This window comes from Mesorhizobium kamtschaticum, assembly GCF_056174585.1.
In genome coordinates this window covers 6,360,321-6,383,664 of record NZ_CM149691.1, presented here as the reverse complement: position 1 = coordinate 6,383,664, position 23,344 = coordinate 6,360,321, and the positions used below count along the sequence as shown (strand labels likewise).

Here is a 23,344-nt window from a genome sequence, read left to right as displayed (position 1 = left end):
TTGCCTCGCCCAAGGCGGCGGGCTGCAACACGCGCCTTTGACCCGCGGTCGAAGACTGCCTCTTTGCGGTGTCGCCTTCCCTGCCATATGAAGATGGCTGACGGAATGTGCGCATTGCAGGAGAGGCGGTTCATGACCAAAGGTTCGGATCTGTTCGTCGCGGCCCTCGAAAACGAAGGGGTCGAACGGATTTTCGGCATTCCGGGTGAGGAGAACCTGGATATCGTCGAATCCATCCGCCGCTCGTCGATCCAGCTGATCCTGACCCGCCACGAACAGGCGGCGGCGTTCATGGCCGCCACCTATGGCAGGCTCACCGGCAAGGCAGGCGTGTGCATCACCACGCTTGGCCCCGGCGCGCTCAACCTGACGACCGGCTCGGCCTATGCGCTGCTTGGCGCGATGCCGATGATCATGATCACCGGCCAGAAAGGCATCCTGTCATCGCGGCAGGCGCGCTTCCAGATCGTCGACATCGTCGCGGCGATGAAGCCGCTGACCAAGCTGTCGCGCCAGATCGTCTCGCCGAAGATGATCCCCTCGCTGGTGCGCGAAGCGTTCCGCGTCGCCGAGGAAGAGCGTCCCGGCCCCGTGCATCTGGAACTGCCGGAAGACATTGCTGCGGCGGAGTGCGAGCCGATCGCACTGGTGCCGACGCACCCGGTCGAACTGCCGCTGGCCAGCCCGGGCGCGCTTGATCGCGCCGCCCGTATGATCATGGAGGCCAAGCGTCCGCTGCTGATGTTCGGCGCGGCGGCGTCGCGGCCGCGCGTGACCCCCGATGTCGCCCAGTTCGTGCTGCGCACGCAAATTCCCTATTTCACCACGCAGATGGGCAAGGGCACCGTGCCCGGCGGCACCGAGCTCTACATGGGAACGGCAGCCCTTTCGGAGCGCGACTATGTGCACGAGGCCATCGAACAGGCCGATCTGATCATCACCATCGGCCACGATACGGTCGAGAAACCGCCCTTTATCATGGGCGCCAAAGGGCCGAAGGTTATCCATGTCGGCTATCAAACGGCCGATGTCGAGCAGGTCTATTTTCCACAAGCCGAGATCGTCGGCGACCTCGGCCCTTCGCTGGCGCTGCTGGCCGACCGCATCGAGGGCAAGATCCCCAACGCGCAGGCCCTGCTGCCGCTACGGGAAGGCATTTTGAGCCGGATCGCGGCGCGCGCCACCGAAGACCGCTTCACGCCGCAGCGCATCGTGCATGACGTGCGCGCCGTGATGCCGGCGGACGGAATCCTCGCCCTCGACAACGGCATGTACAAGATCTGGTTCGCGCGCAATTACCGCACGCGCATGGCAAACACACTGCTGCTCGACAATGCGCTGGCCACCATGGGCGCCGGCCTGCCATCGGCGATGATGGCGGCGCTGCTTTATCCGCAGCGCCGTGTCATGGCGATCTGTGGCGACGGTGGCTTTATGATGAACAGCCAGGAACTGGAGACCGCCGTCCGGCTCAAGCTCAACCTGGTTGTCCTGCTGCTCGAAGACCATGCCTATGGCATGATCCGCTGGAAGCAGGCGGTCGACGAATTCCCGGATTTCGGCATGACCTTCGGCAATCCCGATTTCGTCAAATACGCCGAGGCCTACGGTGCCAAAGGGACGAGGGTTGATGTGATCGCCGATTTGCGACCGGCGCTGGAACAGGCCTTCACCGGCGGCGGCGTGCATCTCGTCGTCGTCCCCATCGACTACTCCGAAAACACCAGGGTGCTCGTCGACGAATTGCGCGAGCGGCTGCCGGCGCCGCGGACGCCCTGACGGCAGCGGTAGCGCCGCCGTCAGGATCGCTCGGGTGTAAGACCCTATACCTTGCAGTAGGGCGTGACCGGCGCGATGGTGCCGAAATCCCTAGCGATCTCGTAGCTGATGCCGTCTGCCGCCGCCTTGCCGACATAGGAATGGCAGAGCGTGTGGTTGTTCGAGGCATCGACGCGGATCTTGCCTTGCGGCGCGTCGAACTCGATCGTCGGCAGCGCCTTGAGCACATCGTCATCCCTGAGCGATCCGGCCTTCTCGGCGGCCAGCGCGTAGAGATGCAGGCCGTTATAGCCGGCCTCGCCGATACCGTTGACCATCTTCTCCTGGCCGAATTTTTCGCGGAAGCTCGCGATGAACTTCTTGTTGACCGGATTGTCGAGCGCCATCCAGTAGGGCTGCGGCGCGTAGGTGCCGGCGGCGACGCCGGGCGGCAGCGCGTCCTTGTTGAAGACCTCGTCGAGCGGCGCGATCAGCGGCTGCTTGATGTCGAAGGAGCGATACTGCTTGAGCTGGGTGACGGCGTCGTTGCCGACCACCATCGACCACACGACATCGGGCTTCAGCGACTTGATCTTCTGGAAGGCCGGGCCGAAATCGGTGGTGCCGAACGGATAGTAATCGGCGCCGATGATCTTGCCCCGGCCTTCTCATAGGCCGCCGTGATCGCCTCGGTCATCTTCTGCGGCCAGGCATAATCGGACGCCATGACGTAGATGGTCTTGCCGAGATTCTCGGCCACCCATGGCATCATCGGGTCGACCTGCTGCATCGGGATCGGGCCGGTGGCGACGAAGTAGCGGTTGCATTCGCCGCCCTCGAAATTGGTCGGGTAGAAGAACAGCTTCTTGGCCTTCGAGGTCACTGACAGCGTCGCGCTGCGCTCGGGCGAAATGATCGTGCCCATGACCACGTCGACCTTGTCTTCGTTGAGGAGTTTTCGGGCCTTGTCGATGGCGCCCTTGGTCGTGGTCTGATTGTCCTCGATGAACAGCTCGACCTGGCGGCCGCCAATGCCGTTGGCGGCGTTGAGCTCGGCAGCGGCGAGCTTGTAGCAATTGAGCAGCGTCTCGCCGAGAATTGCCTGCAGCCCGGTGATCGGGATCGACAGGCCGACCTTGACTGTGTCGGCGGCGCGCAGGATCGACGGCGCGCCGATCATGGCGAAGGCGGCGGCAGCGCCGCCGGATTTCAGGATCGTTCTTCTGCTTATCATTTTTATGTTCCCTTCCAGTCCAGGCGCGCCCCATGCGCGCCTTACAAGTCAACAAGCTCCCAGGCGCGCTTCAGGCGCGCTCTATAGGGCCAACAGGTCCTTCAGCAGGCTCTCGTCGGCGAACGCCTCCGGCGTGCCTTCGTGCACGATCCTGCCCTTCTCCATCACCAGGCAGCGGTCGGCGGCCTTGAGAACGAGATCGAGATTCTGTTCCACGAGAACGATCGCGATGCCGCGCTCGCGAGCAATGCGCGGCACCAGTTCGGCGATCGACTGCACGATGTTCGGCTGGATGCCTTCCGAAGGCTCGTCGAGCAGCAGCACCGATGGCAGGCCGCAGAGCGCGCGGCCGATCGCCAGCATCTGCTGCTGGCCACCGGACAGCGTGCCGGCGATTTGCGCCTCGCGTTCGCGCAGGATCGGAAAATAGCCGAAGATGTCGTCCGGAATGCCGCCGTCGCCGCGATCCCTTGCGGCACGGGTGCCGACTTCCAGGTTCTGCTTCACGGTCAGCTGGTTGAAGATGCCACGCCCCTGCGGCACATGCGCGATGCCAGCTCGCGCCCGCCGGAAGGCCGGCGCATTGGTCAGGTCCTGATCGCCGAGAACCACGGCGCCACCGCTCACCTTCAAGCCGCCGGCGATGACCCGCAGCAGCGTCGTCTTGCCGGCGCCGTTGCGGCCGAGCAGGCCGACGACTTCGCCTGATGCCACGCTGAGGTCGATGCCGTTCAGCACCGGGAGCAGGCCGTAGCCGGCCGAGATCGCGAGTGTCCGCAGCATGGTCAGCGCCTCCCCAGATAGACGTCGCGGACCATTTCGTCGCTCTCGATGTCGTGGAAAGGACCGCTGCGCAGCCGGCGCCCCTGATGCAGCACCAGCGTCTCGCAGTTCAGTGCCCGCACGAAGCGGATGTCGTGCTCGACGGCGACGATCGAGAACTCGCCCTTGAGCCGCAGCAGCATCTCGGCTGTCGCCAGCGTCTCCTGCGGCGTCATGCCGGCGGTCGGCTCGTCGAGCAGCAGCAGCTTTGGCTCGATCGCCAAAGCCATGCCGATCTCCAGCCATTGTTTCTGGCCATGCGCGAGTTCGCCGGCCAGCGTGGTTGCGCGGCTGCCAAGCGCGACCAGGTCCAGCAGCTCACCAACCGGGCGAACCGGCGAGGGCACGCCCCAGCGTGCCACCTTCAGATTGTCCTCGACCGAGAGACTGGGGAAGACCGACGGGATCTGGAATTTTCGCGCGATGCCGAGCCGGGCAATGCGGTGCAGCGGCAGGCCGGCAATATCGTGGCCGAGGAACCGCACGCTGCCGCTGGTCGGGCGAAGCGTTCCGGTCAGCACGTTGAGGAAGGTGCTCTTGCCGGCGCCGTTCGGCCCGATGATGCAGCAGAGTTCCTTGTCGCGCACCGTCAGGTTCAACCCTTCCAGCGCCTGCAACCCGCCAAAGCGGATGCCGACATTCTCGGCGTGGAGCAGGACGTCGCTCATTGCGCGCGCCTCCGGCCCTTGAACAGGCTCTTCAGCCGCGCGTAGATCGACAGGATGCCGTCCGGCAGGACGAAGACGATGATGACGAAGACGCAGCCGAGCAGCAGCGGCCACAGGCTCGGGTTGAAGCTGCTGATCGTCTGCTGCGCACGCTGGATGAAGATCGCGCCAAGCACCGGACCGAGCAGCGTGCCGCGCCCGCCGACCGCCACCCAGACGATCACTTCGGTCGACAGCAGCAGTCCAGACAAATCGGGCGCCACCAGCCCGGCCATGCAGACATAGAGCGCGCCGGCAAGTCCGGCGATCGCGGCGGACAGGACGAAGGTGACGAGCAGCCGCAGCGGCGCGTTGTGGCCGAGCGCTGCCGCCCGGACTTCATTGTCCTGGATGGCGGTCAGCACCGTGCCCCAGCGGCCCCGGCTGATCGACCACAGCACCAGCACGACCACTGCAGCGATGGCCGCCACGAAGATGTAGCTTGGCACATCTTGGCTGAGATCGACATGTGTGCCGCCAACATCGAATTCGATCGGTGGGATGCCGATCAGGCCGCTGTCGCCGCCGGTGACCGAACTCCAGGAGACCGCGGCTTGCTGGCAGATGACGCCCATCGCCAGCGTGACGATGGTGAAATAGCTGCCGCGGATGCCGCCGAAGAACAGGAAATAGCCGATGATGGCGGCGACGAAGGCAGCCCCTGCGATCGCGCCCATGATGCCGAGCAGGCTGCCGAAGGGGATCGAGTCGTTGAGCGTGATCAGCGCCATGATGTAGCCGCCAATGCCGAAGAAGGCGGCGTGGCCGAAACACAGGATGCCGGTGCGGCCCCAGAAGAAGTCGAGGCTCGCCGCGAACAGGCCGAAGATCAGCGCGTCGCGGATCACCGTCAGCTGATAGCCGTCGGCGAAGAGCGGATAGATGACGGCGAGTGCCGCGCAGACGGCGAAGATCAGCAGCCAGTTGCGGTCGCGGGCGATCATCGCGACGCTCCGTTGAACAGGCCGTTGGGCCGAAGCCGGACAGCGACGATGGCCGCGAGCAGCACGATCGCCTGCGCCAGCGAAGGCGAGATCTGGTAGTTGAGCACACTGGTCAGCCCGCCGACGAAGACGCTGCCGGCGACGAGGCCGCCGATCGAGCCGACGCCGCCGACAATGACGACGAAGAAGGCATTGGCGAGGTAGTTCACCCCCATCTGCGGCAGCACGATCGCCAGCGGTGCGACCAGTCCGCCGGCGAGCCCGGCGATGGCCGCGCCGAAGGTGAAGGCGATGGCGTAGGTGCGCCGCGTGTTGATGCCGACGCCTTCGGCCATCTCGCGGTTCTGGATGACGGTGCGGATGTCGAGCCCGAACGATGTCCGGCTGATCAGCAGGATGACGCCGAGCAAGGCAAGCATGGCAATGGCGATCAGGATCAGCCGGTAAGCCGGATAGACGGTGAAGAACAGGTCGAGCGTGCCTTCGATCGGTGGCGTCACCGGCTTGGCGCCGAGACCGAAGGTCAGTTCCAGCCCTTGCTGCAGGATCAGGCTGACACCCCAGGTGGCAAGCACCGTCGACACCGGTCGCGAATAGAGGTGGCGGATGATGGCGAATTCCAGGATGCAGCCGACCACCGCGCCGGCGATGGGCGCGGCGGCGAGCCCCAGCCAGAACGAGCCGCCGATGCTCTGGACGAAATAGACCGCGAAGGCGCCGACGGTGACGAACTCGCCATGCGCCAAATTGGTGACGTTCATCAGGCCGAAGCTGATCGCCAGCCCGAGCCCAACCAGCATCAGGATGCTGATCAGCGTCAGCGCATTGAGGAGCGTGGTGATCAGAAAATCCATCGCGTCAGGCAGCACTTGCGAGGCGTTGGCGCAGGCCGGCGAGCAGGCCTTCGGCGGCGTCGATCACCGCAGCCTGGTGCGGCTGCAAGTCCTGCCCGGCCCATTCGTCGATATGGTCCGACAACGGGTCGACCACTTCGGTGCGATGGTTGGCCAAGGTCTCGATCACGGCATGGCCGCAGAACGGCACGTACCCCTCGGAGTAGCCGCCTTCATGGCTCATCATCAGGCGCCCGTTCGATGTCTCGGCGGCGAGCGCCACCATGCGCGCGGCAAGGCGCCGGAAGCATTCGCTGTTGAGCATCATGCGGCCGAGCGGATCGAAGCCCGACGCATCGAAGCCGGAGGCGACAATGACGAGGTCGGGCTTGAAGGCGCGCAGCGCCGGGGCGACGACGCGGTCGAAGGTCGCTTCATAAGCGCCGGTGCCACTGCCCGCCGGCAGCGGGATATTGATGTTGTAGCCTTCGCCTTCGCCCTTGCCTTTGTCGGCCAGCGCGCCGCGACCGGTCGGATAGAGATTGTCCTGGTGCAGGGAAATCGTCAGCACCGACGGGTCGGAATAAAACACCGTCTCGCTGCCGTTGCCGTGATGCACGTCCCAGTCGACCACCGCCGCGCGGCCGAGCAGGCCTTCATACTGCAGCCGGCGCACGGCGACGCCGATGTTGGAGAACAGGCAATTGCCCATTGCTTGGTCGGGCTCGGCATGGTGCCCCGGCGGGCGCGCCAGCGCATAGGCGTTGTCGACGCGGCCGGTCAGCACGGCGCGCATCGCCGCATAGGTGGTGCCGGCTGACAACAGCGCGATGTCGAAACTGTTGAGGCCGATCGGCGCCTGCGGCCCGGCAAAACCGGAACCGCGTTCGCTCAGCATCTTGATGTCGTCGACATGGCGTTGTGTGTGCACGCGCAGCAAGTCTTCGACAGTCACCGGCTCGGCGACGATCGGCACCAGATGGCGCGCCAGGCCGCTAACCTGGATAAGGTTGTTCAGCCGGCGCTTCGATCCCGGCGATTCCAGGTGCCGTCCGGGTTCCACGAAACGGCCGGGAGGCATCATGTCGGCGCTGGAGCCGGTGTCATGCCACATCAGCTGTTCGTGAAAAACGTAACCTGTCGCCATCCGCAACGTCCTCTACAATCCGGAGGAGGCTAGCAGGCTAACGATACGATGGCCCGACCCGAAAGAGGGGTCGCGCCAGATGTCTATGCCCCTCCTTTCGGAGGGGGACGGAGGTTTGCGGCGGCCTGCGCGGCGCGCACGGCCTGGACGCGGTTCGATACCGAGAGCTTGCCGTAAATGTTCTTCAAATGCCACTTCACCGTGGTCTCGCTCACCGACAGCGCAACCGCGATATCCCTATTGGATAGGCCTTCCGACAGGCAGCGCAGCAGTTCGGTTTCGCGCTGGGTGAGCTGTTCCTTCTCGGTTGGTGCGGCGGGCTTGCGTGTCGCTGGGGGCATTGTCTGCGCCGCATCGATGATGCGCGTTGCATAGGCCGACAGGGCGGGGTCGGTCTTTGCCTGAGCGGCGCGCAGCCGCATCAACGCTTCGATCACAAGCCTGCCCTCGTCGACGAAGGAGCGGATGAAGCCGGAAGGCTGGGCAAGACGCAGCGCCTCGAGGAGATAGCGATCGGCTTCGCGCTGGTCATGGCCGGCATTCTTGGCGCGCAGGATCAGCGCCAGTATGTGGCGGCGCATGCGCCCGCTACTTTTGGTTCGCTCCAGCAACGCGTCGAAAAGTGCTGCGGCGGCGGCGTAGGATTTCTCCGCCGTCAGCAGCCTGCCCTCGGCAAAGAACTCGAATTCGTTGGCGACAGTCGGGGCGGTTTCAGCGCTTTCGCGGCGATGCTCGCTCAGCAGGGCGCGTGCCTCGGCGACGCGGTTCTGGTCGATGAGCAGCCGGATGCGGTCATGCACCAGCACTGAGGCGAGGCGGCGGTAGACGGAGCCGCGCACGCGCTGGTAGACGCGCTCCAGCATGTCGAGTGCCGCGTCGCCGCGACCGGTCAGCTGCAACACGCGGGCATAGGTCGGAACGCTGGCCAGGGGATAGACGATGACCGCGGCGCCCTCGATCAGTGGCCCGAGATTCTCGACCAGCGTCAGCGCCTCGCCGGATGCGTTGGTCTCGTAGGCCAGTTCGGCAAGCAGCGTTCCGGCCAGCGCCTCGGCATAGGAGTTCGCCCCGATCCGCGTCCTGGCCTCGATGATCGTGTTGCGCAGCAGCCTTTCGGCGGCGGGCAGGCGGCCGGCCGAGCGTTCGATGACCGCCATGTAGCAATTGGCGATGGTGACGCCGAGCAGGCTGCCGCTTCGCTCATGCGCCTTGCGTGCTGCGTCCGCCGCCGCGCGTGCGCCCTCGAGGTCGCCCAGCGCATAGAGATTGTAACCGATGACATTGGCGGTCGCGCCTTCCATGAACCAGGCATCGGGGGCGATGATGCGCAGCGCGGCCAATGCGGTGTCGCGCGCGTCCTCGAACTGCTCCAGCGTGCTGTGCACGGCGGCTTCGAGGACCACGATTTCGGCCTCGATCGTGGTGCCGGTCAGTGTGCCCGGATCCTTGCCGTCGGCCGGCCCGGTCTCGACCAGCTTGCGCGCATTGGCGAGCGTCTGCTGAGCAATCTCGGGCTGGCTTGAGTGCACCGCCAGCCACAACACGACGAGTTGCAGCCGGATGCGCTGCTCGACCAGTTTCCTCGGCAGCAGTGCCAGCAACTGGCGCACATAAAGCAGCTGGCACTGGGCGATGAGTTCGAGTGCGTTGTTCTCGACGAACACCGCCGCGCGGGCCTGGTCGCCAGCGGCAAGCGCATGTCCGATCGCCTCGGTCAGCATCTTGCGTTCGCCGAACCATTCGGCCGCTGCCAGATGCAGGGGTGCGATCATCTCCGGCTCGCGCCGTTCCATCTCACGGCTGAGGAAGTCGTGGAACAGATGATGATAGCGGAACCAGCGCCGCTCCTCGTCGAGCGGCACCAGGAACAGGTTTCGGGTCTCGATTTCGGTGATATCAGCCTCGGCGTCCGCCGCGCGCATCACCGCCCGGCAGGCCTCGGCGCTGAAGCGCTCGAAGATCGAACTGTGGAGCAGGAATTTCGCCAGGGCCGGCGGCAGCCCCAGGAAAACTTCGCCCATCAGGAAATCGGCGACGTTGCGGTTGGCGCCGGTGAAATTGCCGATGACGGTTTCGGGCGCATGCGCGGCACTGAGCGACAGCGAGGCGAGTTGCAGGCCGGCGGCCCAGCCTTCGGTCCGTGAGCACAAGGTCTCGACCGTGCCGCTGCTGACGCTGAGGCCCAGTTTGTCGTTGAAGAAAGCTTCGGCTTCCGACGAGGCGAAGCGCAGATCGTCCGGACCGATTTCGAAAACGTCGCCAAGCACCCTGAGCTTGCCGAGCTGCAGGTCAGGCAGGTTGCGCGAGCCAATGACGAAGGCGACGTTGGCGGGCGCCTGCCGGGTCAGCCGCTCCATGAACCGCTTCACCGCCGGCGCTTCGATGGCGTGGTAGTCGTCGAAGAACAGAGTGATGTCGGCGTCGCGCGCCGCAAAACCTGCCACCAGTGCTGCCAGCACCACGTCGAGCTGCGGGATAGGGCTCGACTGGAAGGCAAGGTCGAGTTCGGCCGGGTTCTGGACGAGATGGCGCAGCGCCCCCACCAAATGCGACAGGAAAGCACCTTCGTCATTGTCCGTCGCCTCGCAGGACAGCCATGCGGTCAACCGGCCGTGGCGCGCAACTTCCGCGGCCCACTGCGCCATCGTCGTCGACTTGCCGAAGCCGGCGGGCGCGGCGAACAGCACGATGCGCGTGTCGACATGCCGCTCCAGCCTCGACAGGATGCTTTCGCGCCGTACCCACCGGCGATGGTGCGGCGATGAAAGGCCGGCAGGTTGCGAAGACGGTCTCATCTGGCGCCGGGCACCCATTCGGTTTCGATCAGCGGGATTTGCGGGGCCGCATCGCGCGGCAGGGTTCCCTTGATCCGGGGATCGTCGGTGAGTTCGAAACCGGCCGCAAAGGGTTCAAACCCGCAAGCCCGGTAGAAACCGATGACGCTGTGATGGTCGATGCTGCTGGTGTGCAGCCAGATGCGGCCGGGGCCGAGGCGCCATGCCTGGTCGAGCGCGCCGGCCATCAGCCGCTTGCCGAGGCCGCGGCCGGTCAAGGTGGGGAACAGGCCGAAATAGGTGATCTCGATCTCTGTGTCGTCGGCCACGGAGAATTCGACCATCCCGACATGGTCGCCGCTTTCATCATGGCCGTAATAGACATGCTGGCGCGGGTCGGCGAAATGCGCTGATACTTCGGCATCCGACATTTCGGCGGCGCGATCCCACAGCCAGGGCGCGCCGATCTCGAGGAAGATCGCGCGGTAGGCGGCGCTGTCGGGCTGGGTGATCCGGGTCATGGTCAGCGGTCGGGCGAGGCCCGGCATCGGGGCGCGTGCCTCCATCCACGTCACCGCATTGACGATCTTGCCGGCCGGCACGCGCCGGTAGCCGGACGCGAGATCGGTGATTTCATCCGGCAATGCGCCTTCGGTGACCAGCATCTGTCCTCGATCTTCGCCATGCAGCTTCGCTGGCATGCAAGAGCTGATGCCAACTCTGCGCCCGCCTGCCAAGAGGTTCCCGGGTTGGGCCATAGTTTTGGTCCAACCTGTCTCTGTGCCTTTCCCTGGAATGGCATATGAGATATGATACACCATTCATGGGAAAGCGGAATATCATGCCTCAGCGAATTGCCGACGAAGCCATTTTGCGCGCGGTCGATGACGGCTTCGCGCGGCAAGTCGCATTCCTGGCGGACCTTGTGCGCTTTCCCTCCCAGCGTGGCGAGGAACACGCCGCGCAATCCTTCATGGCGGCTGCCTATCAGGCCGATGGCTATGCAGTCGATATGTGGCGTGTCGATGTCGATGCGATCCGCGACCTGCCGGGGTTTTCGCCCGTGGCCGTGTCCTACGACGATGCCTTCAACGTCGTTGCCACGCACACGCCGCGAAACGCCGCCGGCCGATCGCTGATCCTCAACGGCCATATCGACGTGGTGCCAACCGGGCCGCTCGACCGTTGGGTGCGTGACCCCTACGATCCGGCCATCGAGGATGGCTGGATGCACGGTCGCGGTGCCGGCGACATGAAGGCCGGCCTGTCCGCCTGTCTCTACGCGCTGGCCGCCTTGCGCAGCCTCGGCTACCAGCCGGCCGCGAACGTCTACCTGCAGTCAGTGGTCGAGGAAGAATGCACCGGCAATGGCGCGCTCGCCTGCCTGCAGCGCGGCTACCGCGCCGATGCCGCCTTCATCCCCGAGCCGCTGGAACCGCGTTTGATGCGGGCGCAGGTCGGGCCGATCTGGTTCAGGGTCGAGGTCGACGGCGATCCGCAGCATGCGTCCGGGGCTTTCTCGGCCGGCGCCAATGCCATCGAAAAGGCTTTTCTCATCATCCAGGGGCTGAAGCAGCTCGAAATCGTCTGGAATGCGCGCAAGGTCGACGACAAGCATTTCTGCGATCATCCGCATCCGATCCGCTTCAACCTCGGCAAGATCGAAGGTGGCGAGTGGACATCGAGCGTGCCGGCGCGCTGCGTCTTCGAGATGCGCGTCGCTACCTATCCCGGCCAGAAGCTCGAAGACGCCAGGGCCGAACTCGAAGCCTGCATCGCCGATGCGGCCCGTGCCGATCCGTTCCTTGCCAATCGTCCACCCACAATGACCTATAATGGCTTCATGGCCGAGGGCTATGTGCTGGAGGATGCCGACGAGATGGAAGCCGTGCTGCGCAGCAGCCACACCGCCGTATGGGGCGAGCCGCTGACGGAACACGTCACCTCGGCGACCACGGATGCACGCTTCTTCGGCCTCTATGCCGACACGCCGGCGATCGTCTATGGCCCGATCTGCCGCATGCCGCATGGCTATGACGAGGCCGTCGATCTGGATTCGGTGCGCAAGGTCACGCAGACCATCGCGCTGTTCATCGCCGACTGGTGCGGCCTCGAGCCGATCGATCCGGAGGTGAGCTCATGAATGCGGCTGTGCCTGACGGTTTCGGCGAAACGCTCGCCGAGGATGCGCCTGATGTCTCGATCGCCGACGCGCTGGCCATCTTGCGCCGGCACTACGGCCTCACCGGCAGCGCGCGTCCGCTGCCGGGCGAACGCGACCACAATTTCCACATCCAGACCGAAGGCGAGGGCGAGTTCGTCCTCAAGGTCTCCCACCCGGCGGAAGAGGCCGGCTTCACCGATTTCCAGAACAAGGCGCTGGCCCATATCCTTGCGGTCGACCCGACCTTGCCGGTTCCCTCGGTGCGCAAGAGCCTTGCGGGCGAAGCACAGTTCACGGTCAGTGTCGGCGGATCGGCGCCGCGCATCATTCGGCTGGTGACCTATCTGCCCGGGCAACTGCTGTCGCGTTCGCCCACCTCGGCGGCGCAGGATCGCAATCTCGGCATCTTCCTCGCCCAGCTTGGGCGGGCACTGCGCGGCTTCTTCCATCCGGCGGCCGGCAGCGACCTGCTTTGGGATATCCGCAAGGTCGCCAAGACGCGGCCGATGCTGGCGCATATCGCCGATGCCGGCCACCGGGCCATGGTCGAACGTGTGATGGACTCCTTCGAAGAGCATGCGGCGCCGGTCATCCCGACCCTGCGCGCCCAGATCGTCCACAACGACATGAACTCCTACAATGTGGTGATGGATGTTTCGCGGCCGGAGGTCGTGACCGGCATCCTCGATTTCGGCGACATGATCCATTCTCCGCTGATCTGCGACCTCGCCATCGGCGCCGTCTACCGCTGGCCTGCGCAAGGTCATCCACTGGCATCGGCCGCGCGCTTCGTCGCCGGCTACCAGTCGGTACAGCCGCTGGAACCCGAAGAGATCGGCATCCTGTTCGATCTGATCCGCGCCCGCCTTGCGCTCATCGCCAACATCGCCAGCTGGCAGGCCGAGCGGTTTCCGGCCAAACGCGACTATGTGCTGCGCCTCATCACCGAGGTGTGGGCCTCGCTCGAACGGCTGGACGAGCTGTCGTCCGATGAGGCCCGCCGCTATTTCCTTGATCATTTCAATCCGGAGTAGATGCTCGTGTCCCAGTCCTCGCCATATCCTGCAAATGCTGACCCGACGCCATCCGAGCAAGCCCTGCTTGAGCGCCGCGCCAGGCTGCTTGGGCCGACCTACCGCGCCTTCTACCGCAACGCGATCCATCTGGTGCGCGGCAGCGGCGTCTGGCTCTACGATGCCCAGGGCCGGAAATTCCTCGATGCCTACAACAATGTCGCCTCGGTCGGGCACTGCCATCCGCGCGTCGTCGAGGCATTGTCGGGGCAGGCCGCCACGCTCAACACGCACACGCGCTACTTGAGCGAGATCATCCTCGACTACGCGGAAAAACTGCTCGGCACGGTTCCGGCCCATCTCGGCCATGCCATGTTCACCTGCACCGGCAGCGAGGCCAACGACCTCGCCATCCGCATCGCCCAGCATTCGAGCGGCGGCACCGGAGTGATCATCACCGACTTCGCCTATCACGGCGCCACGATCGCCACCGCGCAGCTGTCGCCGGCGGCGGTCGGCGCCAAGGGCGTGCCCGCGCACCATCGGACCGTGGCAGCGCCGGACACGTTCCGCGACCATGGCCGCGCCGCGCATGATTTCGCCAAAAATGTCGCCGCCGCCATTGAGGACATGCGTGCGCAGAATATCCGCCCGGCGGCGCTGCTGCTCGACTCGGCCTTTTCCAGCGACGGCATTTTCTTCCCCGATGCGGCCGACATGCGCGAGGCGGCGGATCACGTCAGGAAGGCGGGCGGCATCGTCATTGCTGACGAGGTCCAGTCCGGCTTCGGCCGGCTTGGCCAGGGCATGTGGGGTTTTGCCAATTATGGCATCGAGCCGGATATCGTCACCATGGGCAAGCCGATCGGCGACGGGCATCCGATGGGCGCGGTGCTCGTGCGGCCGCAGCTTGTTTCGTCCTTCGGCTCCAACACCGGCTACTTCAACACTTTTGGCGGCAATCCGGTCGCGGCCGCCGTCGGCATCGCCGTGATCGAGGTGATCGAAGGCGAGGGGCTGATCGAGAACGCACGCAATGTCGGCGCCTATACGGCTGAGTTGCTGCGCGCGCTGCAGAACCGTCACGGCATGGTCGGTGACGTCAGGCACAACGGCCTCTATTTCGGCGTCGAACTGACGGCCGATGGCGACGAGGCGCTGGCCGCCAGCAAGACCTCAGCGGTCGTCGAAGCCATTCGCGAGGATGGCGTGCTGATCTCGTCCTGCGGTCCGCGCGGCAATGTGCTGAAGATCAGGCCGCCTCTGCCCTTTGCCAGGGACAATGCCGAGCAGCTGGCCGAGACGCTCGATCGCGCTTTGTCGAACTGGTGATCGGGGTGGGCGCATGCTGAAGCTCGAACATCAAACCCTCAACGACCGCGCCTATGGCGCGCTCAAGCAGGAATTGATTTCAGGCGGCTTCAGCCCCGGCCAGACGCTGGTTATCCGCAAGCTCGCCGAGACGTTCGGCATCTCGACGACTCCGATCCGCGAGGCGCTGCAAAGGTTGGTCGCCGAGCGGCTGCTCGAGATGCAGAACAACCGCTCGATCATTGTGCCGCTGCTGTCGGCCCAAGCCTTCGAGGAATTGACTCATATCCGCATCGCTGTTGAAGGGTTGGCGGGTGAGATGGCGGCATCACGGATGAGCGAAACCGGACTGATAGAGATACAGGCGACGCTGGCCGGCATGCAGCGCGCCATCGAGGCCGGCGACGCCAGGGCCTACCTTGCCCTCAATGAGGCCTTTCATTTCGCCATCTACCAGCATGCCGGCGCGCCGATCCTTTTGAACATGATCCGCGATCTCTGGGGTCGCGTCGGGCCCTACCTGAAACTGCTGATGCAGGCCGATTGCTACATTCCCCAGTCCAACGACGCGCATCGCAGGATTGTTGCCGCGCTGGAGCAGCGCAATGGCCCTGCTGTCCGGGCTTCTCTTGAACAGGACATCGCCGTGGCGGCCGCTGTTCTCTCCGAAAATCTTCGCATGACGGCCTGATCGGAAGGCAGCTGGGTCGGCCTACGCTTTTTCGTCCATCCGATCGCGCAGCATGCTCCAGCCGAGCAGCATGTTGGGCGCGTGCCGCAGCAGCGCATGGAAGGGGATTGGTGCCGGCGGCGCGAACGGCAGTGGCAAGTCACGCGCTTCGGTTCCGGCGGCCCAGTCGGCCAGCACCTTGCCCATCGCCGTCGTCATGGCGATGCCGCGCCCGTTGCAGGCGCGGCCGGCGATCAGGCCTGGCCCGAGGTTCAGAAGATGCGGCAGGAAATCCGGTTCGACCGCGGCCATTCCCGACCAGCCATAGGCAAGCGGTGGCAGGTCAGGCAGGTCGAGATGTTGGGCAAGCCGCCGCCAGATCGTTTGCGGCACGCGCGTGTCCGCACCGGCGCTCAGAATATGCATGCCGCCGCTGATCAGCCGGTTGTCGGCATCGAAGCGAAAGGTGAAGAGATTGCGCCTGGTATCACCGGCGCCTTGGCCGCTGGGAAGTAAACGCGTGCGGATTTCGCGCGGCAGCGGCTCGGTCGCAATCTGAAAAACCTTCAGCGGAATATAGGTTCGCTGCAGCAGCGGATTGAGCGACCCGCCATAGGCGTTGGTGGCGATCAGCACCTTGCCGGCACGCACCGAGCCCGATGGTGTTTTCAGTGTCCAGCCATCGGCCACGCGATCGATCGAGGTTACCGGTGTGCGCTCGAAAATCTCAGCGCCAGCCTGCTCCGCCGCATCGGCCAGTCCGTGCGCATAGGCGACCGGATTGAGCACGCCGCCCGAACGATCCATCCAGCCGCCGGCATAACCGCGCACGCCCGTCAGCGCTTCGACGTCCTGCCGATCCAGCGTGACAGCCGGCCGGCCGCGCCGCGCCCATTGTCCGGCGCGCGATTTGACCTTCTCGAAGGCGGCGGGCGAGTGCGCCGGCTGGATCCATCCGTTCTGCACGGCGTCGCAGTCGATGCCGTGCCGTTTGATAAGGCCGAAGACCAGATCTGCGCTGCCGGCGGCGAAATCGATCAGTCTCTCGCCGCGCTCGGGGCCGAGATGCGCAAGGATGCTGTCCGGGTCCATCTTGGCAAAGTTGGGCACGACGAAACCGGCATTCCTGCCGGTCGCGCCCCAGGCGATGATCTCGGCTTCGAGGACGGCGACGGAAAGTCCTTTCCCGGCGGCGTGCAGCGCGGTCGACAGGCCGGAAAAACCACCGCCGACAATGGCGAGGTCGACATTGAGCTCCTCGTGCAGCGCAGGCCGGTCGCGGCGGTTGCGGCTGACGGCATGCCAAAGTGAAGCGCCATGCGCTTCCTGCCGGATCGCAGTGTTCATGAGCCGGAACTGCTCTTGATCGCGGCCGCTTTCGCTCGCTTGCCCAGACGTGGCCGCCGCGGTCTGTCACCGATCAAACCATTCGGCCGGACCAACAGGATGACGCAGAGCATGACGCCGATGGCGACGATCTGCAGCGAGGCCGCGCGTGCCTGCTGCTCGGGCGCAAACAGTACGCTGGTCAGCGTGCCTGACCCCGCCCATATTCCCCAGACGAGGATGCTGCCGATGACGGCACCGAGATTGCTGCCGGAGCCGCCGACGATCAGCATCACCCACACCTGGAAGGTCAGGATCGGCAAATAATTATCCGGCGCGATGAAGCCGGTGAAATGCGCCTGCAATGCGCCGGCCAGCGCCATGATGGCGCCACCGACGGCAAAGGCCTGGACGCGGTAGAAACGCGCGCTCTTGCCCAGTGAGATGGCGGCTCGCTCATCTTCGCGTAGCGCCTTCAAGACACGTCCCCACGGGCTGCGCGACAGGTGCTCTAGCGCGAGATAGACGATCAGCGTGACCGCCGCGACCACGGCAAGGTTCGACAGGTTGAACAACAGCGGCGTCTCGGCAAGGCTGCCGAAGGGGCGCGGGATGAAGCCGATGCCGAACGGGCCGCCGGTCAGCTTCTGCGCGTTGAGCGCGACGAGTTGCACGACCACGGCGACGCCGAAGGTGGTGATCGCAAGATAGTCCGATCTCAGCCGCAGTGTCGCCATGCCGGTGAGGGCAGCAGCAATGCCGCCGACGATCATGGCGCCTAGCCAGCCGACAAGAATCGGCAGGCCGAAGCCGCCGAGCCGCGCCGCATCGTCAGGCGTGGTCAGCAGCGCCGAGGTGTAGGCGCCGATGGCGACGAAGCCGGCGAGGCCGACATTGAACAGGCCGGTCAGGCCCCACTGCAGATTGAGCCCCAGCGTGACCAGCGAAAAGATCAGCGCGGTGGTCAGGAAGAAGGCGCCGTAGCCGAGCAGGTCCATCAGCGTTCCCTCACACCAAAAAGGCCGATCGGCCGCACGAACAGCACCGCCATCAGAATGATGAAGGAGACGGCCGCGCGCCATTCGGCGCCGATAAGCTGCACCGCGCCGGCTTCGGCCAGCCCGATGATCAGGCCGCCGAGCACCGCGCCCGGAATGCTGCCGATACCGCCCAGGATGGCGGCGGCGAACATCGGCAGCAGCATGTCGAAGCCCATGAACGGGCGGATCTGCACCAGAATGCCGATCATCACGCCGGCGACGCAAGCCAGCGCTCCGCCGATGACCCAGGCGACGCGCACCACGCTGGCGACGTCGATGCCGACGATGCGGGCCAGTGCCGCGTTCTGGCTCAGCGCCTGCATGGAACGGCCGGTCTGCGTGCGTGTCATCAACAGATGCACGCCGAGCACCAGCACGGCGGTCAGCAGCAGAAGCGCGATCTGGTCGGGTGTGATGCGGATGCCGAAGCCGACCGGCATGGCGATCTGGATCGCCCGGCTGAAATAGGTCGGCCGCGAGGTGAAGGTGAATTCGAGCAGGCTGCGCAGCGCCATCGAGGCGCCGAAGCTCGCCATCACCACGATGATGGCTTGCCCCTGCGAGCGCAGCCGCGAAAACAACACTCTGTCGAGCAGCAGCGCCAGCACTGCGGTAAAGGCCATGCCGATAACCAGGGCGACAAGCAGCGGCCAGCCGAAGGACAACGGCGCGATGGGTGCTACCTTGCCGACCATCGCGCCGATGGCGCTGACCACGGCCAGCGTCGCATAGGTGCCCCAGGCCATGAAGTCGCCATGGGCAAAATTCGAGAAGCGCAGGATCGAATAGGTCAGCGTCACGCCGATGGCGCCGAGGCCGATCATGGAGCCGGTCAGCAATCCATCGACGACAAATTGCAAGCTCATGCCGCGCCTCCTTTGCCGGCGTGAGAAGGGCGTTGGCCGAGATAGAGTTCGGCGACGACCGGATCGTTCCACAGTTCGGAGGCGACGCCCTCGTGCCGGTCCTTGCCCTCGACCAGCACATAGGCGCGATCGCCGATGGCAAGGGCAGCCTTGGCATTCTGTTCGACCAGCAGGATGGTGACGCCGGATTTGCGGATGCCGGCCAGCATCTCGAACACCATCGAGACGAATTTCGGCGACAGGCCGGCCGACGGCTCGTCGAGCACCAGCACCTTGGGATGGACGATCAGGGCGCGTGCGACGGCGAGCATCTGCCGCTGTCCGCCCGAGAGGTTTCCAGCGGCGGTGCGGCGCTGGCGCACGAGATCGGGAAAAGCGGCATACATTTCCTCGATGCGGCCAGGGATGTCGCGCCGTTCGAGAATGCCACAGGCGACTTTGAGATTATCCTCGACCGACATCAGCGGAAAGATGTTTTCGGTCTGCGGCACGAAGGCCAGACCGAGCCGCACCATGGTGTGGGCGGGCGCTGCGGTGATGTCCTTGCCGTCTAGAAACACCGTGCCGCCGGTGATCGGGACAAGGCCGGCGATCGCCTTGATGAAGCTCGACTTGCCGGCGCCGTTGGGGCCGAGGACGACGACGATTTCGCCCTTGCTGACGGTGATCGAGGCGCCGCGCACGATCGGCACGCCAGGTTCGTAGCCGGCTTCGAGGTCGCGGACATCGAGGACGATCTCGCTCATGCGGTGCCCCCGAGATAGGCCTCGATGACGCGCGGGTCGCGGGCGACTTCTTCCGCCGTGCCTTCGCTGAGCAACTGGCCGCTCGCCATGACCAGAACGCGATGGCAGAGCCGCGTCACCATGTCGATGTTGTGCTCGATCAAGAGGAAGGTGATGCCGCGCGCATTGATGTCGCGGATGCGGTCGATGATGACTTCGAGCAGCGTCGCGTTGACGCCGGCCGCCGGCTCGTCGAGCAGGATGATCGCCGGGTCGGCCATCATGACGCGGGCAAGTTCCAGCAGCTTGCGCTGGCCGCCGGACAGCACGCGCGCCGGCTCCTGCGCGAGGTGGGTGAGGGTGACGAGCTCCAACAGGTCGAGCGCCTTTGCCCTGGCCGCTTTTTCCTGTGCCGCCACCCGCCACGGCGTGACGAAGTTGGCGAGCAGCTTTTCCCCGGCCTGGCCCTGCGCCGCCAGCATGATGTTTTCGATCAGCGTCAGATTGGGCAGTGGGCGCGGGATCTGAAAGGTGCGGCCAAGACCACGGCCGATGCGCAGATGCGCGGCTTCGCCCGAAACCCGCGTGCCGTTGAGAAGGATATCGCCGCTGGTCGGCAATATGCTGCCGGCAAGCAGGTCGAACATGGTCGTCTTGCCGGCACCGTTCGGACCGATCAGGCCGAGGATTTCGCCCGCTCTGACATCGAACGAGACATCATTGACGGCGACAAGGCCGCCGAACCGCCTGACGACATGGCTTGCCGTCAGAACCGGTGCCCGGGTCTCCTGCCCTTGGCGCTCCGCTGCCTCGCTCATCAAACCCTCTGGCCGAAGACGATCGTTGTCGCCTCCTGATTTTTGATTTGTGATCACACTTGCTTTGATCACGCTATTCGGCTTTAATTTCATCCGCAAGCCGAAAACGGGCCAAGACCGGGAATGCCATGCAAAAGGCTGCCATCGAGCGAAACAATGAAACGATCGCAGCCCAGCTTTCGCCGGTCGGCCGCGAGACTGTGCAGGACCGCGTCTATTCCGAGCTGCGCCGGGCTCTGATCGGCGGCCTGTTCGAGCCGAACCAGGTGCTGACCATCCGTGGCCTGGCCGATGCGCTGGTCACCTCGACCATGCCGGTGCGCGAAGCGCTCGGCCGACTGATCACGGAAAAGGCGCTGGAGGCACTGCCCAACCGCTCGGTGCGCGTGCCGCCGATCACGCTGGAGCGCATCGACGATCTTCTGCGCGCCCGCTCACTCATCGAAGGCGAAGCGATTGCACTTGCCGCCACGCGCATGAACCCGCGCCAGATCGCTTCGATCGAAGCCATGCTCGGCGAATGGGACGAGATACGGGCCCTGAAGCACAAGAAGGATATCGACCGCGAAGCGACGCTCAACCAGAGCTTCCATTTCGAGATCTACCGCTGCTGCGGCTCGGCCGTGCTGATCCCGATGATCGAAAGCCTGTGGCTGCAATCGGGCCCTTGCATCCGCGTCGCCATCTACGCCTTTTCCGAGGCCGGCGAGGTCGACACCGCGCATTATCACCGCAGCATCGTCGCGGCTCTCGCCAAACAGGATGCGCAAGCGGCGCGCGAGGCACTGGTGGCCGATATCAGCCGGCCCTTTGCCTTCCTGCGCGACAAGCTTCAATCCGCCGGGAAAGACCAGACATGACGAAGCCAGCCATCAGCATCACCGAGCCGCGCTCGAAGCTTTCCGTGACGGCGCTGTTGCTGCCCGAAAAGGCGCCGGAAAATGCCGCCTTTCTCAAGGCGTATCTCGCAACGCCACGTGTCGTTCCCGGCATCCATGCGATGTGGACCGGACCTGAGATTTCCTGCCCGGTTCCATCAGCCGATCTCGATGGCCAGTCCTATGCCCGGCCTCTACCGGCGGAGAACGCGACTTTGACGCCACAGCCGGGAGACATCGTGCTATCCTACGTGCCGCCGCGCATGTGGGGCGGCAATCCCAATGCGATCTTCGACATCGGCCTCTACTATGGGCAAGGGGCGCGGCTCTTGTTCCCGATCGGCTGGCTGGCCGGCAGTGTGGTGGCGCAGGTGCGCGCCGATCAGCGCGACCAGTTCGCCGCTGCCTGCGGCGTCATCCGGCGCAACGGCGCCTGCGACATCACCTTCAGCCTGGTGGAGGCCTGACATGGCGGACGACAGTTTCGAGCTCTTCGATCTTCGCGTCGAGGCGGTCATCCCCGAGGGCAAGCCGATCTATTGCGGCGCCAAATCAGGCGACTATTTCGAGCTCAAGGGCGAGATGCTGTCGATGCCGGCAGGGCAGAGTTTTTCGATCTATTCGCTTGCCTCCGTATTGCCGTTTCTCGCGGCAAAGCAGCGTCCGACAGACCGCAATGACTGGATGACCTCGGACGCCGAGATCGCCTGTCCCGATCCCAACTGCGCCAGTCGGCTGCGGATCGTCAGGCTGGCCAAGCGGCGGTTCAGCCACGCCGAAACCACGGCCGTGCCGCTGCCGAAGGAGAACGACCAGACATGACCGCCAAGACCTTCGAACTCGGTCCCGGCTACACCATCTCGCGCGTCATCCGTGGCGGCTGGCAACTCGCTGGCGGGCATGGCGCCATCGATCGCAGCCAAGCGGTGACCGACCTGATCGCCACTTTCGATGCGGGCATCTGGACCTATGATTGCGCCGACATCTACACCGGCGTCGAGGAGTTGATCGGCGCCGCGCGCTTGCGGCTGGCCAGCGAGCGCGGCCTCGATGTCGCCGCCAGGATGAAGGTGCACACCAAGCTGGTGCCCGACCTCGAACGGCTGGCCGGCATCAGCCGCGACTACATCAGGGGCATCGTCGACCAGTCGCTGCGCAGGCTGAAGACCGAGCGTCTCGATCTCGTGCAGTTTCATTGGTGGGACTATGACCAGCCTCGCTATGTCGAGGCGATGGGCTGGCTCAACGAGCTTCGGCTGGAAGGCAAGGTGCGCAATCTCGGCACCACCAATTTCGACACGCCGCGGCTCGCCGAAATCCTCGCCGCCGGCATCCCGCTGGTCAGCCAGCAACTGCAATATTCGGTGCTCGATCAGCGGCCGGGCAACAGCCTCGCCGCACTCGCCGCGAATAACGGCGTCAGCTTCCTCTGCTATGGCTCCGTCGCCGGCGGCTTCCTCAGCAATAAATGGCTTGGCGTAGCCGAACCCGCCATGCCGCTCGAAAACCGCTCGCTGGTCAAATACAAGCTGATCATCGATGATTTCGGCGGCTGGGACCTGTTCCAGCAACTGCTTCGGGCGCTGAAAGTGGTTGGTGATCGCCACGGCGTCGACATCGCCACCATCGCCAGTGCCTGGGTGCTGGAGCAGCGCCAAGTGGCAGCCGTCATCGTCGGTGCCCGCAACCAGGCGCATGCGCTGGCCAATGCCAAAATCATGGACGTCGCACTCGATGCCGACGACCGCGCGCGCATTGCTGCCGTCATCGCGCAGGGTGCGGGCCTTGAGGGCGATGTCTACACGCTGGAGCGAGACCGCCATGGCCGCCACGGCTCGATCATGCATTACAATCTCAATGCGGGGAAGAAATGAGCGGCGAGCCCTCCCTGTTTTCGCGTGCCAGCGCGGAGGTCATCGACCTACATCGCTTCTTCGTCGACTGGTTCGTCGCCGCGCGCGCCGACACGGCGGATTTCAGCCGCTTCGAGCGCGCCATGGGTGACGGCCTCAGCATGGTCGCCCCGGATGGCAAGGTGCTCGATCGCGCTGCTGTCGTCGATCATGTCCGCTCCAGCCGCGCCACATGCGACGACGGCTTTGCCATCTCGATCGAGGACATCCGGGCAGGCTGGCAGGACGCGGACACGATCGTCGTCTTCTACGTCGAGGCGCAGCAGCGGGCGGGCAAGCACAGCCGCCGCCAGTCGAGCGCCGTCTTCACCACCAGTTCATCGGCGCCCAACGGCGTCGAATGGCGACATCTGCATGAAACCTGGCTGCAGGTGCCGGAACGCTGAACAGGCTCCAGAGAT

At 65.0% G+C, this 23,344-nt stretch carries 22 protein-coding genes and 1 pseudogene; 10 read left to right on the top strand and 13 right to left on the bottom strand.

Features of this window, described 5'->3' with window-relative positions; genetic code table 11:
- Nucleotides 1-132 precede the first annotated feature (132 nt).
- Complete coding sequence (locus AC0V7N_RS31700) at nt 133-1,779, top strand: acetolactate synthase large subunit (protein ID WP_475452142.1); 1,647 nt, start codon at nt 133-135, stop codon at nt 1,777-1,779.
- Between the two features lie 44 nt (nt 1,780-1,823).
- Here AC0V7N_RS31700 and AC0V7N_RS31695 read toward each other — a convergent pair.
- The 8 genes and pseudogenes from AC0V7N_RS31695 to AC0V7N_RS31660 all read right to left on the bottom strand — a co-directional run bounded on the left by AC0V7N_RS31695 (nt 1,824) and on the right by AC0V7N_RS31660 (nt 10,920).
- Nucleotides 1,824-2,938, bottom strand: a pseudogene (locus tag AC0V7N_RS31695) (substrate-binding protein).
- A gap of 135 nt (nt 2,939-3,073) precedes the next feature.
- Nucleotides 3,074-3,775 carry an ABC transporter ATP-binding protein gene (locus AC0V7N_RS31690; protein ID WP_475452139.1) on the bottom strand — a complete coding sequence of 234 codons (702 nt, stop codon included), beginning with the start codon at nt 3,773-3,775 and terminating at the stop codon, nt 3,074-3,076.
- Between the two features lie 2 nt (nt 3,776-3,777).
- Nucleotides 3,778-4,482 carry an ATP-binding cassette domain-containing protein gene (locus AC0V7N_RS31685; protein ID WP_475452137.1) on the bottom strand — a complete coding sequence of 235 codons (705 nt, stop codon included), beginning with the start codon at nt 4,480-4,482 and terminating at the stop codon, nt 3,778-3,780.
- The gene (locus AC0V7N_RS31680; RefSeq protein WP_475452135.1) at nt 4,479-5,465 is read right to left on the bottom strand and encodes a branched-chain amino acid ABC transporter permease; all 987 of its coding nucleotides are present in this window, start codon (nt 5,463-5,465) and stop codon (nt 4,479-4,481) included. The genes AC0V7N_RS31685 and AC0V7N_RS31680 overlap by 4 nt, the downstream gene beginning before the upstream one ends.
- Nucleotides 5,462-6,319, bottom strand: a complete 858-nt coding sequence (gene urtB / locus AC0V7N_RS31675; RefSeq protein WP_475452133.1) for an urea ABC transporter permease subunit UrtB — start codon at nt 6,317-6,319, stop codon at nt 5,462-5,464. Before urtB ends, AC0V7N_RS31680 begins: the two co-directional genes overlap by 4 nt.
- A 4-nt stretch (nt 6,320-6,323) precedes the next feature.
- The gene (locus tag AC0V7N_RS31670) at nt 6,324-7,445 is read right to left on the bottom strand and encodes a histone deacetylase-like amidohydrolase (protein ID WP_496627499.1); all 1,122 of its coding nucleotides are present in this window, start codon (nt 7,443-7,445) and stop codon (nt 6,324-6,326) included.
- A gap of 83 nt (nt 7,446-7,528) precedes the next feature.
- Entirely contained in the window at nt 7,529-10,240 is a 2,712-nt protein-coding gene (locus tag AC0V7N_RS31665; RefSeq protein WP_475452129.1) for a winged helix-turn-helix domain-containing protein, read from the bottom strand.
- Nucleotides 10,237-10,920: a GNAT family N-acetyltransferase gene (locus AC0V7N_RS31660; protein WP_475452128.1), complete on the bottom strand. Its 684-nt coding sequence runs from the start codon at nt 10,918-10,920 to the stop codon at nt 10,237-10,239. Before AC0V7N_RS31660 ends, AC0V7N_RS31665 begins: the two co-directional genes overlap by 4 nt.
- A gap of 140 nt (nt 10,921-11,060) precedes the next feature.
- Here AC0V7N_RS31660 and AC0V7N_RS31655 point away from each other — a divergent pair, with 140 nt between their 5' ends.
- From AC0V7N_RS31655 to AC0V7N_RS31640, 4 genes are read left to right on the top strand one after another with little or no spacing between them, the layout of a single operon-like run.
- A complete protein-coding gene (locus AC0V7N_RS31655) occupies nt 11,061-12,362 on the top strand; it encodes an ArgE/DapE family deacylase (RefSeq protein ID WP_475452126.1) in 1,302 nt (433 codons plus the stop codon).
- Nucleotides 12,359-13,417 carry a phosphotransferase gene (locus AC0V7N_RS31650; RefSeq protein ID WP_475452124.1) on the top strand — a complete coding sequence of 353 codons (1,059 nt, stop codon included), beginning with the start codon at nt 12,359-12,361 and terminating at the stop codon, nt 13,415-13,417. The genes AC0V7N_RS31655 and AC0V7N_RS31650 overlap by 4 nt, the downstream gene beginning before the upstream one ends.
- Nucleotides 13,418-14,728, top strand: a complete 1,311-nt coding sequence (locus tag AC0V7N_RS31645; RefSeq protein WP_475452123.1) for an aspartate aminotransferase family protein — start codon at nt 13,418-13,420, stop codon at nt 14,726-14,728.
- Nucleotides 14,729-14,741: 13 nt separating this feature from the next.
- Nucleotides 14,742-15,398, top strand: a complete 657-nt coding sequence (locus AC0V7N_RS31640; RefSeq protein WP_475452121.1) for a GntR family transcriptional regulator — start codon at nt 14,742-14,744, stop codon at nt 15,396-15,398.
- A gap of 21 nt (nt 15,399-15,419) precedes the next feature.
- Here the strand turns inward: AC0V7N_RS31640 and AC0V7N_RS31635 are convergent, their stop codons facing one another.
- From AC0V7N_RS31635 to AC0V7N_RS31615, 5 genes are read right to left on the bottom strand one after another with little or no spacing between them, the layout of a single operon-like run.
- A complete protein-coding gene (locus AC0V7N_RS31635) occupies nt 15,420-16,724 on the bottom strand; it encodes an NAD(P)/FAD-dependent oxidoreductase (RefSeq protein ID WP_475452120.1) in 1,305 nt (434 codons plus the stop codon).
- On the bottom strand, nt 16,721-17,704 hold the full coding sequence (locus AC0V7N_RS31630; protein ID WP_475460581.1) for a branched-chain amino acid ABC transporter permease: 984 nt from the start codon (nt 17,702-17,704) through the stop codon (nt 16,721-16,723). Before AC0V7N_RS31630 ends, AC0V7N_RS31635 begins: the two co-directional genes overlap by 4 nt.
- Entirely contained in the window at nt 17,701-18,609 is a 909-nt protein-coding gene (locus tag AC0V7N_RS31625) for a branched-chain amino acid ABC transporter permease (protein ID WP_475452118.1), read from the bottom strand. The genes AC0V7N_RS31630 and AC0V7N_RS31625 overlap by 4 nt, the downstream gene beginning before the upstream one ends.
- The gene (locus tag AC0V7N_RS31620; protein ID WP_475452116.1) at nt 18,606-19,355 is read right to left on the bottom strand and encodes a branched-chain amino acid ABC transporter ATP-binding protein; all 750 of its coding nucleotides are present in this window, start codon (nt 19,353-19,355) and stop codon (nt 18,606-18,608) included. Before AC0V7N_RS31620 ends, AC0V7N_RS31625 begins: the two co-directional genes overlap by 4 nt.
- Nucleotides 19,352-20,152: an ABC transporter ATP-binding protein gene (locus tag AC0V7N_RS31615; protein ID WP_475452114.1), complete on the bottom strand. Its 801-nt coding sequence runs from the start codon at nt 20,150-20,152 to the stop codon at nt 19,352-19,354. The genes AC0V7N_RS31620 and AC0V7N_RS31615 overlap by 4 nt, the downstream gene beginning before the upstream one ends.
- 128 nt (nt 20,153-20,280) lie before the next feature.
- Between AC0V7N_RS31615 and AC0V7N_RS31610 the strand changes: the two genes are divergently transcribed.
- From AC0V7N_RS31610 to AC0V7N_RS31590, 5 genes are read left to right on the top strand one after another with little or no spacing between them, the layout of a single operon-like run.
- Nucleotides 20,281-21,012: an FCD domain-containing protein gene (locus tag AC0V7N_RS31610; RefSeq protein ID WP_496627498.1), complete on the top strand. Its 732-nt coding sequence runs from the start codon at nt 20,281-20,283 to the stop codon at nt 21,010-21,012.
- Nucleotides 21,009-21,497 carry a DUF3830 family protein gene (locus AC0V7N_RS31605; RefSeq protein ID WP_475452111.1) on the top strand — a complete coding sequence of 163 codons (489 nt, stop codon included), beginning with the start codon at nt 21,009-21,011 and terminating at the stop codon, nt 21,495-21,497. Before AC0V7N_RS31610 ends, AC0V7N_RS31605 begins: the two co-directional genes overlap by 4 nt.
- Nucleotide 21,498: 1 nt before the next feature.
- A complete protein-coding gene (locus tag AC0V7N_RS31600) occupies nt 21,499-21,852 on the top strand; it encodes a TIGR04076 family protein (RefSeq protein WP_475435440.1) in 354 nt (117 codons plus the stop codon).
- Nucleotides 21,849-22,904 carry an aldo/keto reductase gene (locus AC0V7N_RS31595; RefSeq protein WP_475452109.1) on the top strand — a complete coding sequence of 352 codons (1,056 nt, stop codon included), beginning with the start codon at nt 21,849-21,851 and terminating at the stop codon, nt 22,902-22,904. Before AC0V7N_RS31600 ends, AC0V7N_RS31595 begins: the two co-directional genes overlap by 4 nt.
- Nucleotides 22,901-23,329 carry a nuclear transport factor 2 family protein gene (locus AC0V7N_RS31590; RefSeq protein WP_475452107.1) on the top strand — a complete coding sequence of 143 codons (429 nt, stop codon included), beginning with the start codon at nt 22,901-22,903 and terminating at the stop codon, nt 23,327-23,329. Before AC0V7N_RS31595 ends, AC0V7N_RS31590 begins: the two co-directional genes overlap by 4 nt.
- The last annotated feature ends 15 nt before the right edge of the window (nt 23,330-23,344 follow it).

Excerpts from the sequence above, each read along its gene's own strand:
- AC0V7N_RS31700 (WP_475452142.1), top strand. The coding sequence starts at position 133 with ATGACCAAAGGTTCGGATCTGTTCGTCGCGGCCCTCGAAAACGAAGGG.
- AC0V7N_RS31690 (WP_475452139.1), bottom strand. The coding sequence starts at position 3,775 with ATGCTGCGGACACTCGCGATCTCGGCCGGCTACGGCCTGCTCCCGGTG.
- AC0V7N_RS31685 (WP_475452137.1), bottom strand. The coding sequence starts at position 4,482 with ATGAGCGACGTCCTGCTCCACGCCGAGAATGTCGGCATCCGCTTTGGC.
- AC0V7N_RS31680 (WP_475452135.1), bottom strand. The coding sequence starts at position 5,465 with ATGATCGCCCGCGACCGCAACTGGCTGCTGATCTTCGCCGTCTGCGCG.
- urtB (WP_475452133.1), bottom strand. The coding sequence starts at position 6,319 with ATGGATTTTCTGATCACCACGCTCCTCAATGCGCTGACGCTGATCAGC.
- AC0V7N_RS31670 (WP_496627499.1), bottom strand. The coding sequence starts at position 7,445 with ATGGCGACAGGTTACGTTTTTCACGAACAGCTGATGTGGCATGACACC.
- AC0V7N_RS31665 (WP_475452129.1), bottom strand. The coding sequence starts at position 10,240 with ATGAGACCGTCTTCGCAACCTGCCGGCCTTTCATCGCCGCACCATCGC.
- AC0V7N_RS31660 (WP_475452128.1), bottom strand. The coding sequence starts at position 10,920 with ATGCCAGCGAAGCTGCATGGCGAAGATCGAGGACAGATGCTGGTCACC.
- AC0V7N_RS31655 (WP_475452126.1), top strand. The coding sequence starts at position 11,061 with ATGCCTCAGCGAATTGCCGACGAAGCCATTTTGCGCGCGGTCGATGAC.
- AC0V7N_RS31650 (WP_475452124.1), top strand. The coding sequence starts at position 12,359 with ATGAATGCGGCTGTGCCTGACGGTTTCGGCGAAACGCTCGCCGAGGAT.
- AC0V7N_RS31645 (WP_475452123.1), top strand. The coding sequence starts at position 13,418 with ATGCTCGTGTCCCAGTCCTCGCCATATCCTGCAAATGCTGACCCGACG.
- AC0V7N_RS31640 (WP_475452121.1), top strand. The coding sequence starts at position 14,742 with ATGCTGAAGCTCGAACATCAAACCCTCAACGACCGCGCCTATGGCGCG.
- AC0V7N_RS31635 (WP_475452120.1), bottom strand. The coding sequence starts at position 16,724 with ATGAACACTGCGATCCGGCAGGAAGCGCATGGCGCTTCACTTTGGCAT.
- AC0V7N_RS31625 (WP_475452118.1), bottom strand. The coding sequence starts at position 18,609 with ATGAGCTTGCAATTTGTCGTCGATGGATTGCTGACCGGCTCCATGATC.
- AC0V7N_RS31620 (WP_475452116.1), bottom strand. The coding sequence starts at position 19,355 with ATGAGCGAGATCGTCCTCGATGTCCGCGACCTCGAAGCCGGCTACGAA.
- AC0V7N_RS31615 (WP_475452114.1), bottom strand. The coding sequence starts at position 20,152 with ATGAGCGAGGCAGCGGAGCGCCAAGGGCAGGAGACCCGGGCACCGGTT.
- AC0V7N_RS31610 (WP_496627498.1), top strand. The coding sequence starts at position 20,281 with ATGCAAAAGGCTGCCATCGAGCGAAACAATGAAACGATCGCAGCCCAG.
- AC0V7N_RS31605 (WP_475452111.1), top strand. The coding sequence starts at position 21,009 with ATGACGAAGCCAGCCATCAGCATCACCGAGCCGCGCTCGAAGCTTTCC.
- AC0V7N_RS31600 (WP_475435440.1), top strand. The coding sequence starts at position 21,499 with ATGGCGGACGACAGTTTCGAGCTCTTCGATCTTCGCGTCGAGGCGGTC.
- AC0V7N_RS31595 (WP_475452109.1), top strand. The coding sequence starts at position 21,849 with ATGACCGCCAAGACCTTCGAACTCGGTCCCGGCTACACCATCTCGCGC.
- AC0V7N_RS31590 (WP_475452107.1), top strand. The coding sequence starts at position 22,901 with ATGAGCGGCGAGCCCTCCCTGTTTTCGCGTGCCAGCGCGGAGGTCATC.